The organism is Pseudarthrobacter sp. GQ63 (genome assembly GCF_059758765.1).
This window is the reverse complement of sequence record NZ_JCAXEF010000001.1, coordinates 646,349-662,410: the sequence shown is the minus strand read 5'-3', so window position 1 is coordinate 662,410 and position 16,062 is coordinate 646,349. Positions and strand designations below refer to the sequence as shown.

16 protein-coding genes and 2 pseudogenes are annotated in these 16,062 nt (G+C 61.2%); 3 read left to right on the top strand and 15 right to left on the bottom strand.

The genetic code is table 11. From position 1 onward, the window contains the following. Positions 1-3: 3 nt before the first annotated feature. Positions 4-275 (bottom strand): annotated as a pseudogene (locus tag AC6CHP_RS03135) (transposase); the annotation flags it as partial. Positions 276-636: 361 nt separating this feature from the next. Between AC6CHP_RS03135 and AC6CHP_RS03130 the strand changes: the two are divergent. Beyond that, complete coding sequence (locus AC6CHP_RS03130) at positions 637-1,209, top strand: hypothetical protein (protein WP_498228146.1); 573 nt, start codon at positions 637-639, stop codon at positions 1,207-1,209. Positions 1,210-1,247: 38 nt separating this feature from the next. Beyond that, positions 1,248-1,604, top strand: coding sequence for a hypothetical protein (locus AC6CHP_RS03125; RefSeq protein WP_498228145.1), 357 nt, complete (start codon positions 1,248-1,250; stop codon positions 1,602-1,604). A 121-nt stretch (positions 1,605-1,725) separates the two neighbouring features. On the opposite strand, the gene AC6CHP_RS03120 is transcribed toward AC6CHP_RS03125, so the two are convergent. The 14 genes and pseudogenes from AC6CHP_RS03120 to AC6CHP_RS03055 form a co-directional block, all read right to left on the bottom strand. After that, the gene (locus AC6CHP_RS03120; RefSeq protein WP_498228144.1) at positions 1,726-3,369 is read right to left on the bottom strand and encodes a hypothetical protein; all 1,644 of its coding nucleotides are present in this window, start codon (positions 3,367-3,369) and stop codon (positions 1,726-1,728) included. A 220-nt stretch (positions 3,370-3,589) separates the two neighbouring features. After that, a complete protein-coding gene (locus AC6CHP_RS03115) occupies positions 3,590-3,976 on the bottom strand; it encodes a glutaredoxin domain-containing protein (protein ID WP_498228143.1) in 387 nt (128 codons plus the stop codon). 80 nt (positions 3,977-4,056) lie between these two features. Next, positions 4,057-4,284 (bottom strand): hypothetical protein, encoded by a 228-nt coding sequence (locus tag AC6CHP_RS03110; RefSeq protein ID WP_498228142.1) that lies wholly within the window; start codon positions 4,282-4,284, stop codon positions 4,057-4,059. Positions 4,285-4,317: 33 nt separating this feature from the next. After that, positions 4,318-4,851 carry a hypothetical protein gene (locus AC6CHP_RS03105; RefSeq protein WP_498228141.1) on the bottom strand — a complete coding sequence of 178 codons (534 nt, stop codon included), beginning with the start codon at positions 4,849-4,851 and terminating at the stop codon, positions 4,318-4,320. 311 nt (positions 4,852-5,162) lie between these two features. Continuing rightward, positions 5,163-5,744, bottom strand: a complete 582-nt coding sequence (locus AC6CHP_RS03100; protein WP_498228140.1) for a hypothetical protein — start codon at positions 5,742-5,744, stop codon at positions 5,163-5,165. 345 nt (positions 5,745-6,089) lie between these two features. Next, positions 6,090-6,314, bottom strand: a complete 225-nt coding sequence (locus AC6CHP_RS03095) for a hypothetical protein (RefSeq protein WP_498228139.1) — start codon at positions 6,312-6,314, stop codon at positions 6,090-6,092. Between the two features lie 27 nt (positions 6,315-6,341). After that, positions 6,342-6,551, bottom strand: a complete 210-nt coding sequence (locus tag AC6CHP_RS03090) for a helix-turn-helix domain-containing protein (protein WP_498228138.1) — start codon at positions 6,549-6,551, stop codon at positions 6,342-6,344. Between the two features lie 47 nt (positions 6,552-6,598). After that, positions 6,599-7,009, bottom strand: a complete 411-nt coding sequence (locus AC6CHP_RS03085) for a helix-turn-helix domain-containing protein (protein ID WP_498228137.1) — start codon at positions 7,007-7,009, stop codon at positions 6,599-6,601. 50 nt (positions 7,010-7,059) lie between these two features. Then, positions 7,060-10,614, bottom strand: coding sequence for a hypothetical protein (locus AC6CHP_RS03080; protein ID WP_498228136.1), 3,555 nt, complete (start codon positions 10,612-10,614; stop codon positions 7,060-7,062). Between the two features lie 148 nt (positions 10,615-10,762). Then, positions 10,763-11,233, bottom strand: a complete 471-nt coding sequence (locus AC6CHP_RS03075) for a hypothetical protein (protein WP_498228135.1) — start codon at positions 11,231-11,233, stop codon at positions 10,763-10,765. Between the two features lie 133 nt (positions 11,234-11,366). Further along, positions 11,367-11,756 (bottom strand): hypothetical protein, encoded by a 390-nt coding sequence (locus AC6CHP_RS03070; RefSeq protein WP_498228134.1) that lies wholly within the window; start codon positions 11,754-11,756, stop codon positions 11,367-11,369. Between the two features lie 852 nt (positions 11,757-12,608). Beyond that, positions 12,609-13,100 (bottom strand): annotated as a pseudogene (locus AC6CHP_RS03065) (GntP family permease); the annotation flags it as partial. 784 nt (positions 13,101-13,884) lie between these two features. Further along, positions 13,885-14,595, bottom strand: coding sequence for a hypothetical protein (locus AC6CHP_RS03060; protein WP_498228133.1), 711 nt, complete (start codon positions 14,593-14,595; stop codon positions 13,885-13,887). Positions 14,596-14,903: 308 nt separating this feature from the next. Beyond that, the gene (locus tag AC6CHP_RS03055; RefSeq protein ID WP_498228132.1) at positions 14,904-15,254 is read right to left on the bottom strand and encodes a hypothetical protein; all 351 of its coding nucleotides are present in this window, start codon (positions 15,252-15,254) and stop codon (positions 14,904-14,906) included. Positions 15,255-15,413: 159 nt separating this feature from the next. Here AC6CHP_RS03055 and AC6CHP_RS03050 point away from each other — a divergent pair, with 159 nt between their 5' ends. After that, positions 15,414-16,058 (top strand): hypothetical protein, encoded by a 645-nt coding sequence (locus AC6CHP_RS03050; RefSeq protein ID WP_498228131.1) that lies wholly within the window; start codon positions 15,414-15,416, stop codon positions 16,056-16,058. Positions 16,059-16,062: the final 4 nt, after the last annotated feature.

Below are 16,062 nucleotides of genomic sequence, written 5' to 3'. Positions count from 1 at the left end.
TTGGTTGATGTCCCTGGCATGATAGGCAGCAGCCCGGTACGGAATCTCATTCTCCTGCTCCAACAACCGATTCCGCTTCTTCAGCTCCCGCATCTCGGCCGACTCCGCAGCCGCCGGGCCGGCCTCGGATTCCTTACGCTCAGCGGTCGCAATCCAGCGCTTGAGCGTCGTGACCGAAAGCCCGAACCCTTCCCGATCTGCTCCAGCGGCGCCTCACCTTTGCGGGCCACATCAATAACATCGTCGCAGAACTCCGCCCCAGAAGCCGTGGGCATGGTCAACATCCTTCCCACGAGGACAAGCTCGCTAGGTCAAGGAGTCAACAAAACCAGGGGCAGTCCCAGCGGTACCTCTAGCGCTCGGCACTGATGCGCAGTAACCTAACTCTCTCGACGGCGAGCGTTTGCAGTGCCGTTGTGGTTGGTGAAGAGGGCAAGAGGTGACGATATGGAACTTCCCGACCAACTCCTGGGCCTCCAGCCCATTGGAGGAGAGACTTCGTCCTACTGGCGAGCTTCAAGTGACGACGGTATGAGGCTTCGCTTGGAACGAGACGAAAGGGTGCAGCTTGTCGGACAGTGCAGGGTGAAAAGTTCCGCTGAGGGATGGTCTCTCCCCGATGACACTGTGATAGTCGTGACTGACCGCCGGATTGCGTTCCTTACCCTGAACTTCGATAAGGGGGGAGGATGGATTGGGTTTGGGGCAGCGGGCTTGGCCATTTCTCTGGCCGCCAATGCTGTAAGCAAGCGTAGGGCCGCCAACCGTAGCGCAGGCTTGGTCGCCATAGGGCAGATTAGACACGAGTGGATCGAATCCGTGGAGCTGCGCATGCAAAAGGCACTGATTGGCGCAGTGGATACTTACATTGATCTGTGGACTCGGACAGCTAAGGGGAGCGTCGATATTAGTCTGTGGGGTCCTCACGTCGTTGACGAAAAGCTAGGCCGGTGGCTTGTCTCGCTGCTGGTCTGGCACCGATCGTTACTCGAAGCACATCTGACCAACGAGGAGTTGGTTGACTTAGAGAAGATGCGCAGTCTCCAGATGGATAAGCCATTGAGCGCCCGAGAGGGGACGAAATGGTTCTTGCCGGGCAACATCGAGCACCTGATCCCAACTGTCGCCGCCCATTGGTCGCAAACCGAAGCTCATTCGCTGCCACCGAAGCCCAATTACTCACCGGAGGCTGGTACAAACCAGATCTAACCCCTACAGTCAAGAATTTGGGGTCGAAAGGATCAGTCATGCAGGCTGCCCAACAAAAAAGCCTAAAAATGCCTCAACTTGTCCCTGTAGCAGCCATCGTCACTACCGCGCTTTGTGTGTGTTTGTCGACCGGGTGCTCTAATACCGGGACACCCACTTGTGATGAATACGCCGCAAAGACTTTTGAAGAAAAACAAGACGCACTTAGGTCTCTACTTGCATCACACGATCTGAACGCGTACGACGTAGGAAATATCGCCGGAGTGACGTATGCGGTTACTTCATTTTGCGGTGTAACGGGGCTCCCCGGGGAGAAGACCGCCAACCGCAACAACAGCGCGTCTATCGATGACGCGGTTGACTGGTCGTCGAATCAGTGGCAAATCGGAAGTTGAAAAATGGGCTGCGTCCATCCAACAAACAGGAGTGGCGACCTATGTTGTAGGGGCAGTAGGGGAAGGGCGACACTCTTTCGCTTTTGTTCGCTCTTATAGCAGGCTCACTACGGCTGGAGCACTACTGCCTGATAAGCTCTGACGCGATTTCGAGAGAGTTCCACGTGATGTCTATATGCAGACCCGTCACGGTACGGGTGAGCCTGGCGGTCACGATTTTGATGCATCTCTTGTCAGGATCCCGATCGATAACCTCCCTGAACTGGACGAGGTTACCTTCCCGCTTTTCCTCGGTCCAAGTGCCGCTGCAATTCAATTGCGGGTAGTTCACCTTCCCATGCAGACTTCCTTCCAAGTCCTGTAGTTCAAGTTCCAGGTCATACCAGTTCTGATGCCCGGTTACGGGTCCCTTCCAGTTTCCAACCAGTTCACGATTCTCACCTAGTGGCACTACAGAGGCAGTGGGTGCCGCCGTCGATCCGGGAGCCCTTCGGGAGAGGGTGATGACGTACCCGTCCACGTTCAGAAGGACATCTATGGTGGCACCGAAGCCTGTGGCCGATGTCCTCACGCCGGTCCAAACCCAGGAGAGCAGCTCTGAAACTGTCGCCAGGAATATTTCGTCTACGCCCCGTTCTCGGGCCAATTCTTCGACCACCTGGCTAGTGCATGCCATGGCGAGGTCATACGCGTCGTTGAGGAATTTTGCTGCCTTCGCGCTGTCGCTAACATCAGCCATGATTACGGACTGTAAGCCAATCAAGCAGTCCGCCGAGTCCATTGCGTATCCAATAGTTTTGAGCGCGACGTTGTCTTTGTATATTTTGTTGTAAATCATTTGCGCCGTCTGACCTGCAAACCAGATGGCCGTCGCACCATAGGCTGGTCCGGAAGGGTCGACTCGGACTTTGGCTGCAGAGGTTGCATGAAAGTTGTACTCGATAGTCTCTCCCGGGCCCACTATGTCCACTGTGTTCCCGGTCCCGAACGGAGTGATCCAGTTCGCGAACTGGCCAGGGACCACGTCACCGAAAGAAGCGAGACTCCTTGTGACTGGGGAGAGACCGGGCGTCCTCTCAAGGCTTACGGCATATGAGCGGGAGTTATTAACTTTGAGCACAGTCAGGCCGCTGCTGTTCTGTCCAAGGCACCACTTCACTGCGCCTCCACCGTCACTTTGAACCTGGATCTCTTCCCGCGCTCGATATTCCCCCTCGCACTTAGGTTGTTCGCCATGTCCTGCAGACGCATTGATCCTGTCCATTTCGCCGCGAAGCCAGTCAAGGGTGTCGATGTACCAGTTCGAGAAGTGACTAGTCTGCACAACCAGGTCTTTTCCGGATACCTGGACGTCTTGGACATAGGTGACAGTGTCACCCGCGTTCTCGTTGTATCCGACTAGGGGTGTAGGGCGACCTGACACTAGGGCGTCCTTGAAAGTGATGGTGACTTTGCCAATGAGCTCTGCACCTGACAAGTCAACATGCCAGCCTTTTCGACCTTCGTCGAGTTCCACGGGCGTCACCTGTAGCTGACCTTCACCCGAGACGGCGCTGCCCGGGATTGTGATCTCCGGTGAACCTTCCCGGCTGGGGTAAACGACGTCCTCGCCCTGCTTCACTGCAATGCTGTGGACGGCCGGCTCAGAGGTCTCCTGGGAGGCCTCTTTGCCCCAAGGTGCGGGCCAAAGGCCCGATACTGTCAGCCCCACTGCCACCACACATAGCGTCGCAATGATCACCAAAGCTAACCGCCACCGTTTCATAGAGCTATTGTGATGGCAGCGTGCCTGGAAGTGTGAGGAACAAACGAAAAAGACCCAGGTCATTCTTCACAAGATGCCAGCTTCGAATCTAGACATCCGCTGCTACTTCCGCCCTGACCGCACCACCACCTACCCCATCCCGGGTGCGCCGTTGACCATCGCAGCAACGCCGAATGGCACAGCGGCTGGTAGGACGGGGAACCCCTGCTCTTCATTCCGCCTACGCAGCCATGAAATCAGGGGAGGCCGCGGCGATTTCGGTTGCATTCTTGGCTGCTGCCTTCGGGGTCATGGGGAGGCGGACTGCCCACGCGTCCATCTGTGTCGGGTTGAAGCCGCCCCAGGCATCGGCGACGGTGCCGTCGGCGGCGCGGACAACGCACAGAGGCGCTGACGTCACGCCCAGGCTGTTGCCGAGTTCGCGTACGCCGTCCTGGTTCAGCTCGTCGTCCTCGTGCAGGCGGGCGTCCACATAGACGATGCCGTTTTTCTTCGCCTTGCGGTGGGTGGCGCCGCACTGGACGCAGGCGGGCTTGGAGTAGACCTCGAGCGTGAACGTTCCCCGTTCATCCGAGGTTGCGGGGGCATCAAGGACAGCAGCGGACATGGGTTCTTCTTTCTGTTGGGGATCAGTGGCCGTTCGGCCGGTTAGGCCCTGATTTTCGAAGGGTGCGCACACGGAAGTCATCAACGAAGTACACCCGCGTCATCAAGAAACATGGCGGCCGCGAACTCGTCTTCTCCTGGGCGCGTGCGGCACATCATGTCGACCGCCAGGGAGTTCGGTGCCAGGGCCTTGTCGGAGGGGAACAGCTCGACGACTTCGCCGCCGTCGGCCAGTTCTTGCAGGAGCTCGCGGTACGGCCGGGAGAGTACGCCAGAGCGCTTTGTACGGAGCTGGTCGACGTTCTTCATTTCAAGTCCCCTTTCGAGTGGTGTGAGGGGTTATTACCAGTCGAAGGTGTCAGCACCCGCGGGGGCGGCGCCGCTGGTCGGTCTAGCAAAGGCAGAGCGGAAGCCGGCGAAGTCCGGACCGAAGGCTTCTTTGGCGAAGAACCGGCTCGTCGCAAGCGTGAGATCGGGGTGGCCCTTGATGACTGCTGCAAGGAGGACAGACAGCAGCTCTTCGGTGGCGTAGGGGACAACACGGCGGGCATGCTTCCGGCCGGCCAAACCAGCGATCACGGCGTCTTCGATGCAGGACCCCTTTCGGTACTGGTCCTCATCTGCAGGACCGGCACTCAGGAAGTGGACGGCCATCTTGTCGATAGCGGCCAGGAGCGCGGACGACCATGCGGACTTGCCATCGGACCGGAGGCCGATCACCAGAGTGTCGAAGGCCAGGACGAGTGCGTCGAACTGCTCCGATGGATCCAGCTGGGCGAACTGCGTCTCGAGGGCCGAGCCGTCGGCGGAGTTCTTCCGTCCGAGGGAGCGCTCGAACGAGGTGTAAACCTCGGTGGAGGCCAGGATGGTCGTCATTTGGTGCCTCTTTCTGTGGTGTTGGTATCGGCACTGCGGGCTTCAAAAGCTTCCAGGAGGCGGGGCTGAAAGAGGACAAAACTCCCCCGCCTCCCAGGAGCGTCAGACGCGCCATCCTCCGGGTACCAAGCGGAGGAGATCTGGGGAACGGCTTATTGCTCTTTCAGTGTACCGTATATGCATTCAAAGCGGTACATCTGGCAATGCATTTGTTGCGCGTTCGCCAGGGGAATAATGCTTCGCTGCTCTCTATGCGCCCTGGGTCCCGACAGGCCTCCCTCATGTCCGCGAGGGAGGACTGTCGGCCTGAGCTATAGGGCCTTCCTGACCAGCCTCATGTGCATCAGCTGCGGACGGGCCTTTCTGAACCTCTTCAGCGCGTGGAGCAGGCCCTTCTTACCGGCGGGCAGCGTGTGGAGTCCGTTGACGTGGCCGTAGCCGGTGCCACACTCGGGCAGATCCCGCTGAGGGACGATACCCACGGACTTGGCCCAGGCTTTCAGCTCCTCCTCCGTGTGGTTGCAGACGCAGAGGAGGTGGTACCAGTCGGGCTCGCCGGGCTCCCGGAGGGGGTGGCGGTAGCCGTTGGCGACGAACTTTTCGACGTCGTCGAAGCGGAACAAGGTGTCCTCGAAGGACGGAGCCCGCAGGCCCACGATCGCGGCTCCTGCCCATTCGCTGTAGTTTTCCAGGGTGAAGTACGAGAGCCAGTGGATGGCCTCCTGATCGCCGCTTTCCACGTAGTACTCGTCAGGGTTGATGTCCTGGAAGAGCTCCTCGAGGTCCGGGAGGTAGGGGTAGAGGCGACCGTCCCGGAACGTGGCGGGGACGAGGTGCTTCCACGCCTCGGTTGGGATGGTGCGTTCGATTGCTTCGGTCTGGGGTGCGGTCATGAGTAACCTCTGTCTCTCTGTGCAATTTCTGCGCGGGTTGGTTTGGTCGGGTCCACCATCCGTTGTGGTGTCCCCTGCCTTGCTTCTATGCGGTCCGGATCCCGACGCCTGTCACTTTCTGCAGCTCCTGTTGGCGGGCCGGTGACGGATTCGAAATCCGCGATCGGGGCACCATCCGTTGTGGTGCCTCTGCCTTGCTTCTATGCGGTCCGGGTCCCGACGCCTGTCACTTTTTGCTGCGCTTGCGGGTTGGCCGGCGGCGGATTCGAATTCGCGGCTGGTCGGGGCCACCATGCGTTGCCGTGTCCCTACTTTGCTTCTATGCGGCCTGGGTCCCGACGGGCCTCACGGCTTTTCACACTGGCCACCAAAGACGCCGTCGACGTACACGAAATGGCGGTCCTCGTAAGGCTCTTCGAGGCGCTTGATCACGACGGTTTTCGAGGTGCCGTTCTTCCTGAAGACCTTCACCGGCCCGAGCTGCATGACCGACTGCGGCCCCACAACGAACCAGCCCCGGGACTCATCGAAGCGGAAACGGGGCGCCACATACCGCGGCGGCCTCTTCACCCTGGGCCTTTGCTCCGTCAGCACGGCCTAGGCGTGCTTCTGGACCGGGATGATGGCGTGTTCCTCGAAGTAGGACGCAGGTACCAGATGCCTGCGCCCTACCCGGCAGGTAGGAATCTTGCCGGCCATCATCTGCTGGTAGACGGCGCTGAAGGTCTTCCCCGTCGCCTCTGCAGTCTCCTGCAGGGAGTAAGCGACGCGTTCAACCGTTCCGCTGTGCTGCATCGTTTTCCTCATGTATCCAGTATACGTATTCGTTATGGATAACGCTTTATCTTACGGCGTTATTTCCGGAGATCGAGCACCGGGGCGTCCAGCCCGGCCTGGGCAAAGAAGCCCGCCGGCACCAGGCGCCTGGCGCCGTCCTTGTAGGTGGGAATCACCTTCCGGGACGCAAGCCCGTAGATGTTCGGGATGGCCGAGCCGAGGGCTGCGGCGACCTCCGCCACCGTGTACGCCGCCGGTACCCCCAGGACCGCACCGTCGGCGTACTGCATCCGTGCCGGGGTCTCCAGGCCCCGCTCCGTGAAGAAGCGGGCCGGGATGAACACCCGGCCGCCGACCTTCACGTGCGGGATGGCGCCGCTCTCGACCTGCTGGTAGCAGGCTGCCAGGGTCAGGCCGAGCGCTGCGGCCACCTCCTTGACCCGGTAGGCAACCTGAGGGACGTTCTCGGCCTCTGCATAAGCGGGCATGCCGCCTCCTTTCTAGTTCAACTTTACGGCGTAAAGTTGTATACCTCCGGCTAGAAGTCGTCGTCGAAGTCGAGGTTGTCGGTGCCGACCGGCACAGCCACGGGCTTCGGTGCCGGCTTGGCTGCCTGCTTCGCGACAGTCGCAGCGGGGGCCGCCACCTCGCCAACAGGGACCAGGTCGAGCTCCAGGCTCTCCACCGAGAATGTGTAGCAGTTGATCTGCTTCTTGATACGCAGATCGGATTTGGCCTTGTCGCCCGGCTTGGTGCCGGGGCGGACGAAGTCCGCCATCATCCCCTGGAACTGCTTGGCGCTGACCTCCGTCAGGCCAGCCAGCTTGCGGAAGGTGTTCATGGCGTTGGCCGGAACGGCGATCCACTTCCGGTCCTCGGACAGGTAGCCGCCCAGCATCCGGTTGCCGTAGCCCCACTGGTCCCGGAAGTCGTCCCACTTCCAGCCCAGGTTCCGTTCGTTGCCGTGGGGCACTTTCAGGGTGTGGCTCTCAACGTAGGCCGCGTCACCGGCGATCATCTCGCCGATCTTCCGCAGTACCAGGCTGCCCGGGGACAGCTCGGCAGTGCTGGCGGCGTTCTCGGCAGCCACTGCCAGGAGTGTCGCGGTGACCTCATCCATCGACGGCAGGGCGTCGCTGAGGCCCTTCTCCGCTGCCCAGTCGTGCAGGTACATCCAGCCGACGGCCAGCACCGATGCGGTCTCCGCGGAGCGGCCGCTGGTGTCGCTCTCCCAGCCCTTCTTGCGCTTGCTGACCTCCTCCTTGAAGGCTGCGATGCCGCCAAGGTCAATCCGGCGGATGATCCACTGGATGTAGCTCGCGTACGTGGCCCGTGCCAGCCCGGTGTTGGCGAACTCGTCGATAAACGTGTCCAGTGGGGAGGCGTTACGAGGGGTGATCCGGTAGTCCTCGGCGTTCATCTGGATCTTGACGTAGCGGCTGTGGATGGCCGTGCCGGAGGAGGCAGGGGCGCCCTCGCCGGTGATCAACGACGTGGTGGTCGCGGTGGTGGATGCACGCAGACCACCCTCGGCAGAACCGGCTGCCCTGCCGTCCGCGCCGTAAGAGCCCTGGATGATGGCTTCGAACGCCGCAGTCCGCTTCAGGTCGTCCTGGACGATCCCGGACATCCGGTAATCGTCGAACGTGCCCAGGCTGTTGGAGTGCCAGCCGGCCACCAGCCCCGCACCGATGGCGGTGCTCTTGTTGGAGAAGGTCATGCTGTAGCTGGCGCCGTCCACCCCGACGCCGGAGTAAAAGGCCTGCACGCTGGAGGCACACATGCTCTTTCCCGAGAAAGGGGGTGCGTAGAGGACGACGGATGTGTACCGGTTCATCGGCAGCGGTGCGGCGATCAGGGCACCAAGCGTAGCGATGCCGTGATCAACACGCTCGGGCGTAATCGCCATGTAGGCCTTGTAGGCCTTCACCCCCTTGACGAGCTCTTCACCCTCGGCGATGTGGTCGAACCCCATTGCAGCCTGGGACGGGCGCAGCGCGTTGTCCTGCGAACCGGCAGGAGCGTCGACCGAGTAGGCGTGGGTGACGCCTTCGGCGTTGATGGATCCTGCCGGAGCCAGGTAGACATGCTTGCCGTTCTCGTTCAGGATTCCCGTGGAGGTGAACTGGTCGAGCAGACGCTGGGCGTCGTGACGGCCGAGGGCGCGCAGGGTGTTCTCCATGTGCTTTTTGTGATCGACCTTGACCGGCAGCGTGGAGCCGCTGTTCAGCTTTTCCAGCACGACGGCCGCGTCCACGGAGTCCTTGGCGCTGAGCCCATCCACCTCGTACAGGCCGTAGTCGTTGAGGAGCTGCACGGTGTACTTGGCATCCGCTGCGGGCATCGACTTCCCTTCGGGTGACAGGCGCCGTGGCGCGATCGCCTCGCTGCGCCAAGCGACCCAGTCGGTGATGCGGCGGAACTTCTGGCTCTTGTTGCCCTTGTCGTCCTCAACCCAGAAGGACTCCCAGAGGCCGGTGGCGCCCGGGGCGACCTGGATGAAGAAGTTCTCTGCGCCGGGGATCTTCCACTTCAGGGACTTTTCGCCGGCGAAGGCTTCGCGGGCGGTGGGCTCCGTGGGGATCTCGACGGCAGCCAGGGCGTCGTTGATCTCGGCCTGGATTTCCTCGCCAACCTCCACGGCACGACCCGGGGCGGTGTCATCAACGACGTCGATCTGGGTGTCGGTCTCGTCGTAGTAGGGAGTGCCGGCGCTGAACGGATCCTCGATGTCGGCGGCGGGGACAGGGAACTGCTCGGCGAGCTCTTCAGCCGTCGGGCCGGTCTGCAGCAGCTCCACCAGGCCGTCGGCGTCGTCCTCGAAGTGACGGGCGATCCGTGCTGCCAGATGCTTGTCCCCCTTGCACCAGTAGCTGATGAGCAGGCCAAACGAGCTGCAGGAGCGGGAGCCGTCGAGACCCAGATCGGCTGAGGTTCGCTCACCGTAGACCTTGACCAGCTCGGCGCCGTCACCCGCAGTGTAGAGGGCAGCGTGGACAGCGCCCTGCTCGTAGTGGCCGTCCCAGGGGGCCGTGAATTTGTCGCCGTTGCGCTCAAACTCCAGGACATCCTCGAGCAGGACGGAGACCGGCAGGCTGTGGGAGAGCTTGGTGCCGGGCAGTGCGTCCTTCTCTGCCTGGGTACGGGTAGAGAGCGGGCGGACCGCCACCGTACCGTCGTCGTTGACGACCCGGCGCTCATGGCGGGGATCGACGTACTCGGGGAGCAGGGCGATGTCCTCGGCGGTGAAGGCGGCGTCGGGCTTGCAGCTCACGGTCTCGATCGGGGTGTAGTACACCGCATCCTCACCCTTCCCTTTGAGGGAACCGGCCGGCCGCATCACGCGGGTGGTCTCCAGGGTGCTGACGTCGATGTGCATGCCGTAGCTTTCCTTGACGCCGGCCCAGTAGGCCTTGAAGCGGGCCAGGGCCTGCTCCTGCTCTTCGAGGCTCATCAGCTTCGCGGACCGGTACCAGATGTGGTACCCACCTCCGGTCCAGATCTCAAGTGTGGATTCGAACGGGCACTCGTCCACCCACTTCTGGGCCAGTTCGGCAGACGGAAAGATCTTCACTTCCTTGCCGTCGTCTGCCGGCTTGTCGAGCTTGTGCTCGTCGTGTTCGGAGGACTCCATGTTCACGTCCAGGTCCAGCGCAAAGCCAGGCATGGCGTAGCAGTCAGTCTTGGCTCCGCGGATCCACATCAGGTCGGTGGCCTTCAGCTTTTTGCGCTGAACCCTTCCGGCTTTGATGTCTTCCGCCTTCTCTTCGTTGAAAGCGCGGACCTCGTCGCCGTGCTCCGCGTTCCAGGCCTTGTTTTCCTCAACGCGTTCGAGGAGCTTCTCCATCGAGCGCGGCGCGATGCCGATCCACACTTTACGGTCGGAGCCGACCTTGCTGAGGACCTTCCAGACCGCAGCCTCGTCGATCGGCACGTGGACGGAAGCCTTGGCGCTCTTGCCAATGGTCTTCTCGTAGGTGACCGTCAGCACGGCATCCGCGGGGTATTCGTGGAAGCCCCAGAATGCATTGAAGTGGTCGCTAAAGGCCTCGCGGTCGAGGCGGCTTGCTTGCAGGGGGATCGTGGTGCTCAACAGGACCTCTTCCTCTTTCGATGTAGCGCGCTGGTATCCAGTATACATAAATTCTCATAACGTATATGGATACTGAAAGAGGTTTTTGGCCGATTTGCGGAGTTTCCACGGCCCTTGTCCCGGATGTGATCCGAGTCGCGCTGGAGGACTAGGCGGAAGTGGCTCCGAAGTCGGCCGGATCGCTGAGGATGCGGTTCTGCCCCAGGGCGTTCTTGGTGACCTCGAGCTTCCCGGCCTCGATCCAGAGGTATACAGTCCGGCGTGTCCTGCCGGCCTGCCGTGCCCATTCCGAGACAGACAGGCCAGGCCCCTGGCCCGGCCGAGCCCCTGTCCTGGACTTCTTCTCCCCCTCTGGCACCAGCTCGCGCTCCCGCAGCGCTTTCACAGAGGGATCGTTGCGGTGGATGCGCCACTGCGCCTGGGTGTCGGTCAGGCCCGTCACCTCCGAAATCCGGGACCAGGTCATACCAAGGTCCCTGGCCGTCTCGATCTCGTTCAGCATGAGGTCCTCGGCGGCCGTCAGGTTCTCGCGCGCCTCCCTCTCCCCCGCGGCCGCGGCACGAAGCCGCGTCTCGGCCAGTCGGAGCAGCTTCGCATCGTCGTTCTGTGGCGTAGTCATGTGAACAGTTTTTCACACAGTCAGTTCCGTATACGGATACGCCGCGCCTGAGCGTCGTCAGAATGAGCGGCCGGTGGTGCGTGTACATTCTCAACTCCCCGGCCCCTTTCCCAAGGCAATCATCGAGCAGTACTCAGGCAGCATGGAGGGCTGCGGAAAGCTCTTCGACCTGAACGCGAGGGAGCATCATCAGCAGAGGTGTATCTGCGTCGATGGCAACGCTCATCTCGCCGTTCCTGGCGATGAACGGGTAAACGGCACCTCCGACGGCCGGCACCAGAAGACGATGTGCATCCGCGAGGTAGTTGAAGGTATTGGGTCCCCGGCCAAGGCCCTGGGCATCCATGAGGGCCCAGAAGGCGGCTTCCACCTCCGGGAAGCATGCCAAGGCGGTGTCGGCCAGGTCCTGGAGGGCCTCAAAGGCAGAGTCGGGCAGGTGTTCGGTTGTGCCGTAGGCGCCAAGGACCTCGACGGCTTCCCGAAGGGGCAGTGTCAGAAGGGCGGCGGTGAGGTGGTGGTTCATGTCTTCTCTCTTCTTGGTGGCGGTCTTGCTCTCATCGAAGAATTTTTTCCCCTAGTAGTAAGGAGTGCGGCAGAGGCGCCTACCCTCACCGGTTGGGCGATTTTGGGCACCAAAAACAGCTAGAAAGTGATGAACGTCACTAGAATCTCGACGATCGGGGCTGAGGAGGGGGGCAGGCGCTAAGAGCCGGCTTACCAAATGAGGTCGCGGTCTCGGCGCTTTCGAGGGCAAGGTACGCGACGTGGCCTTGAGAACCAGACACTTCGGTAGCTGTGCGCTTTCCTGATTGCCAACCACAGAGGAGAGTGCCTCACCACGGTGAGACAGGTTGATTGGCCAATTTTCCACTTTTATCCAGGTCTCTCCACCTTCTCTCCACCAATTTTCCACTTGCAAAAAGCCCTACATCCCTTTGTTTTCAAGGATCTTGATAGTTCTCTCCAGTTTTTCCAGTTTTTGAAAGGTATAGGCCCTCGTATGAGGCTGACTCCCTGATCTCCTCTAATGAACAAGGCGCATCGTGTGCCACGTACATAAAGGAGTGGGTGTACTGCTGGAAAACTGGAGAATCTGGAGAGAGCTCTCCAAAGTCCGCGCCAGCACTGGGAAGTAGGGGCGTTGGCGGGATGGAAAATATGTGGAAACAGGTGGAGAAACGGCCCTCAAAAGTGGATAAAAGTGGATAGGCCGCCGATTTGGCCGCTCCGGGGCGGTGCGTGGCATCTTCGAAGGCAAAGAAAGACCGGCCCTGGACGATCCAAGGCCGGTTTCTCTCGCTAAGTCGCTACCAGCGGCGACCGTCACGATGTGATCCACGGGCTCCAGTCGGTGACGTTGATCCACCTGCAACCGAAGGGTGTTCAGCCCGGTGTTCATGAAAATCAGGACCAGCGGCAGGAGCAGCAGGGCAACAATGGTGCGGAAGCGCGGCGGGTGGGATTCGGCTTCAGCGGTGGCGTGGCCCAGGATTTCCGGAACGGGCAGCACCAGCTTCCTGCCGGTGTAGAGGCCGTACAGGTAGGCGGTGACGTACCAGGTGGGGATGGCCACGATGAGGCCGGCGATGGTCACCAGGCCGATGTTGGCGTCGAAAAAGGCAGCCGCGGATACGGGACCCGGGTGCGGCGGCAGGAAGATGTGCATCACGGAGAAAGCGCCGGCGGCGGGCAGGCCGTAGCGGAGCACTCCCCCGCCCAGCCGGTGGGCGACGGCGAAGACCACGGGCAGCATGACCACCAGGCCGGCGTCGAAGAAGATGGGGAAGCCGAAGATCAGGGACGCGAGGCCCAGCGCAAACGGGGCACGCTTCTCACCAAAGAGCCCGATGAGGTACTCGGCTAGGACAATACAACAGCGCGACGACGTACCGCAACGGCTCGAGCTCGGTGACAGGGGAGAATGCGACCGAGAGGTATTCACATTGGCGAGGTCGAAGCTCACAGGATTTCGAGGCTGGCAGGGTGGTTGTAGAGACTGCCCTAGCGACGAATATACGAGGGTCTTGTGTGTCCGACGGCTGGCACCAGCAGGGGTGAGCGCCGCTGGATGGAGCCGGAAATTTCGGGATCTCCAGAACGCTACAACGCCCGCTTGCTGCCCGCGCCCTCTCCCCCGAAACGCGGGCAGGCCCGCCCTATCTGTCCGTGACCGTTATGGCCGGCATCAGGGCTTCAAGGGCGGTAGACGCCTCATCCTCTGCGCGGCACACAGCCCCAGGACAGCCCAGCACGCAGCGATCACCTTCTCGTCGGCGAGCACGAGGCGAGCATAGAAAGTGTTGGCCTCCCGTTGCTCTCTGCATCTTCGAGGTCCTGCGACTCCATGTCCCGCTGTTTGCTCAGCAACCCGATTATCTCCCCGACCACTGGCTACACAAGGGTGGCCCCTTCACTCGGCTGGGAAAGGGTCTCCACGTCCGGTGCCCCAGGGACGAAGGCACAGTTGGCAGCCGTGGAGGAGGCTCACCAGCCTGGTGCCGCCGGCGTTTCTATGTTCCCCAAATCCCCTGGGGTGGCGGGTCAGGGTTGCCGTTGCACCAGGACATCCAGCTAACAACCCCTCCTTAAACATGAACAGAGCCCTTCAAGCAGAGCCATACTCGACTGCAAGCCCAACCGGGAGGTGCACCTTAGTGCTGCCGACGCCGGAAATTGAGCACCAGGGATGCCGTGACAATGGCCGTGACCACAATCGTTGAAAGAGTTCTCGAACTCCCAATCCCCGCAGAATCGTCAGGTACGCTCAGCTCATCATGCCGAATCCGGCGTTGCCTGTTCGTCCTCCTGATAGTCCTCCGGACTTCCCGGTCCTGTATGACTTCCTGCCATGGAGTTGGTCTTAGGTGGCTATAGACGATGTCTTTGATAATGGACAGCAACGGAACTATCTGGCCGATCCCGAAAACCGCCACGATCTGGTTGAGGCTCGAGGCGTTTAGTCGGTGCTTCTCCATCAGCTCATTGGACGTGCAATCGGGATGGTACGCAGGATCTATTGGGCAGGCCAGGACAATCAGCCAGTCGTCCCTGTAGAGTTCCGAGGCGACTGCCATCAGTGCCAAGAGAAGCAGGGCAATTGCAATGGCTGCGGCTGTGTCAGATCTCTGTTTCAGGTCGCCATGGACGAAGACTGTCCAGCCTGACGTGATCATGGCCAGTGCCAGCGCACCGAACAGCACTGCAAGCAAGAAATTGTGGCCAAAGCCCAGATTGAAGGCAACGAGAACCGCGGCGGCTGCTGGCACCAGACCGCAAATGCTGAGAACAACGCCTGTGACAATGCTTTTTGAAAAGGCGTCGACGTCTCTTTGTGTTCTTGGCGACTCAGGTGGCTGGGTCATCGAAGCCTCCTTCAGTTTGGGACCGGACGATACGCCTTGCGTAGTCGCCCGGCAAGACCCGAGGTGAGCAACTGCTAGGGTTCCGTACACATGGGCCTCATGACTGAAACTGCGACACCGCCGCCCGCGCCGGACTTTGCCCTTTACCTGGCGGCCGCAAGCGCCCGGCAATGGAGCTCCCGGCATACCCGGCGAATAACGGCATTTGAGTGATCACCAGTGCCCGACTCCACCTCGCTATGGGGGTCGGGCCAGGAACAGGAGGGGCCCGTCTGTAAGGATAGGTAGGACCCTTGGTGCTCGGTGAGTCAGCCGGCAGGCGCCGCGGGTGGAGGGCTCTTGCGTGGCCGACCCACACTGCCGGCCGAGGCCTCAACGACGGGCCGCATCTTCTCAAGGTCAGCGACCCGCCAGACCGGGCCGCCGTTCAGGTAGCCGGCCGGATCAGGCAGCACGGCCAGAATCCCTGTGGGCTGCTTGCCGGCACGCAGCGCAACGACCAGCTTGGCCAGCCACGTGGAAACGCGCTTGCCGGGCGCCTTGTCATCCGGGTCGTCACCTTCAAGGCCCAGCAGCGCAGCGGCAGCCCGGGCGTCCACCAGCTTTTCGACGGGTGCCGTTGAGTGCTTCAGGGCTTCAATTCTGGCAAGTCTGTCCATAGCTAAATTGTAGCAATCAGCTACTTAAGCGACGCAACGAACAGGTAGCCAAGAGTTATCTTTCCGTTACGAAGCAACTCGTTGAAAAGGTAGCTGATAGCTACCTTTATTGCTAGGATTGAGGAGTACAGCAGGAACCGAAGAAAGAGGGACGAGACAATGTCTGCAGCATCCACCGCCAAGGTCACCCCGTCATTCGCCGCCGTTGACGGCATGAGTTGGAACCGCCTCAACGACCTGGCCCACACCTCCAAGAACCGTCAGCTCCTGGCCCGCATCGTCCACGCCGAGAACGCCTGCATCGCTGACGCACCAGGCCACCACATCCGCGACAACCGAACCATCACCGTCGTCGTCGGCCGTGCCATCCAGAAAGGCTGGAGCGACGTCCTCGAATCGACCGTCACATCCCGGCACATGGCACTGCAGGACTACGCAAGCATCCTGCGTTGCGGAAAGATCTTCACGGAAGAGGTCTACCAGGGCATCCTGAACTCCCCTGCCGCCGAAAGTCCAGCCATCCTGAGCATGCTGCGGGACGCACCTTACGCTTCCGTCAAGGAAGGCGTAGAGGTCAAGCGGACCGCCGTGGTGATCGAAACCATCGAAGCGGCACACAAGGATCCTGAGGCGTTCGCCGTCGAGGATGACGCCGAGCACCCCGAGGTCTCCCAGGCGGTAACCGTTGCCCTGGCCCTGGGCCGGCACGATCTGCTCGCCGGGCTGGTCCGCACGGGCTGCACCGGCTCCCTCACCGCGGACCTCATCACGATGAGCCCCGGCGCACTGCTGCAGGCCGCCTAACCTA

Bases quoted from the DNA above. Each gene is read 5' to 3' on its own strand.
- AC6CHP_RS03125 (WP_498228145.1), top strand. From the start codon at position 1,248: ATGCAGGCTGCCCAACAAAAAAGCCTAAAAATGCCTCAACTTGTCCCT.
- AC6CHP_RS03120 (WP_498228144.1), bottom strand. From the start codon at position 3,369: ATGAAACGGTGGCGGTTAGCTTTGGTGATCATTGCGACGCTATGTGTG.
- AC6CHP_RS03115 (WP_498228143.1), bottom strand. From the start codon at position 3,976: ATGTCCGCTGCTGTCCTTGATGCCCCCGCAACCTCGGATGAACGGGGA.
- AC6CHP_RS03110 (WP_498228142.1), bottom strand. From the start codon at position 4,284: ATGAAGAACGTCGACCAGCTCCGTACAAAGCGCTCTGGCGTACTCTCC.
- AC6CHP_RS03105 (WP_498228141.1), bottom strand. From the start codon at position 4,851: ATGACGACCATCCTGGCCTCCACCGAGGTTTACACCTCGTTCGAGCGC.
- AC6CHP_RS03100 (WP_498228140.1), bottom strand. From the start codon at position 5,744: ATGACCGCACCCCAGACCGAAGCAATCGAACGCACCATCCCAACCGAG.
- AC6CHP_RS03090 (WP_498228138.1), bottom strand. From the start codon at position 6,551: ATGAGGAAAACGATGCAGCACAGCGGAACGGTTGAACGCGTCGCTTAC.
- AC6CHP_RS03085 (WP_498228137.1), bottom strand. From the start codon at position 7,009: ATGCCCGCTTATGCAGAGGCCGAGAACGTCCCTCAGGTTGCCTACCGG.
- AC6CHP_RS03075 (WP_498228135.1), bottom strand. From the start codon at position 11,233: ATGACTACGCCACAGAACGACGATGCGAAGCTGCTCCGACTGGCCGAG.
- AC6CHP_RS03070 (WP_498228134.1), bottom strand. From the start codon at position 11,756: ATGAACCACCACCTCACCGCCGCCCTTCTGACACTGCCCCTTCGGGAA.
- AC6CHP_RS03060 (WP_498228133.1), bottom strand. From the start codon at position 14,595: ATGACCCAGCCACCTGAGTCGCCAAGAACACAAAGAGACGTCGACGCC.
- AC6CHP_RS03055 (WP_498228132.1), bottom strand. From the start codon at position 15,254: ATGGACAGACTTGCCAGAATTGAAGCCCTGAAGCACTCAACGGCACCC.
- AC6CHP_RS03050 (WP_498228131.1), top strand. From the start codon at position 15,414: ATGTCTGCAGCATCCACCGCCAAGGTCACCCCGTCATTCGCCGCCGTT.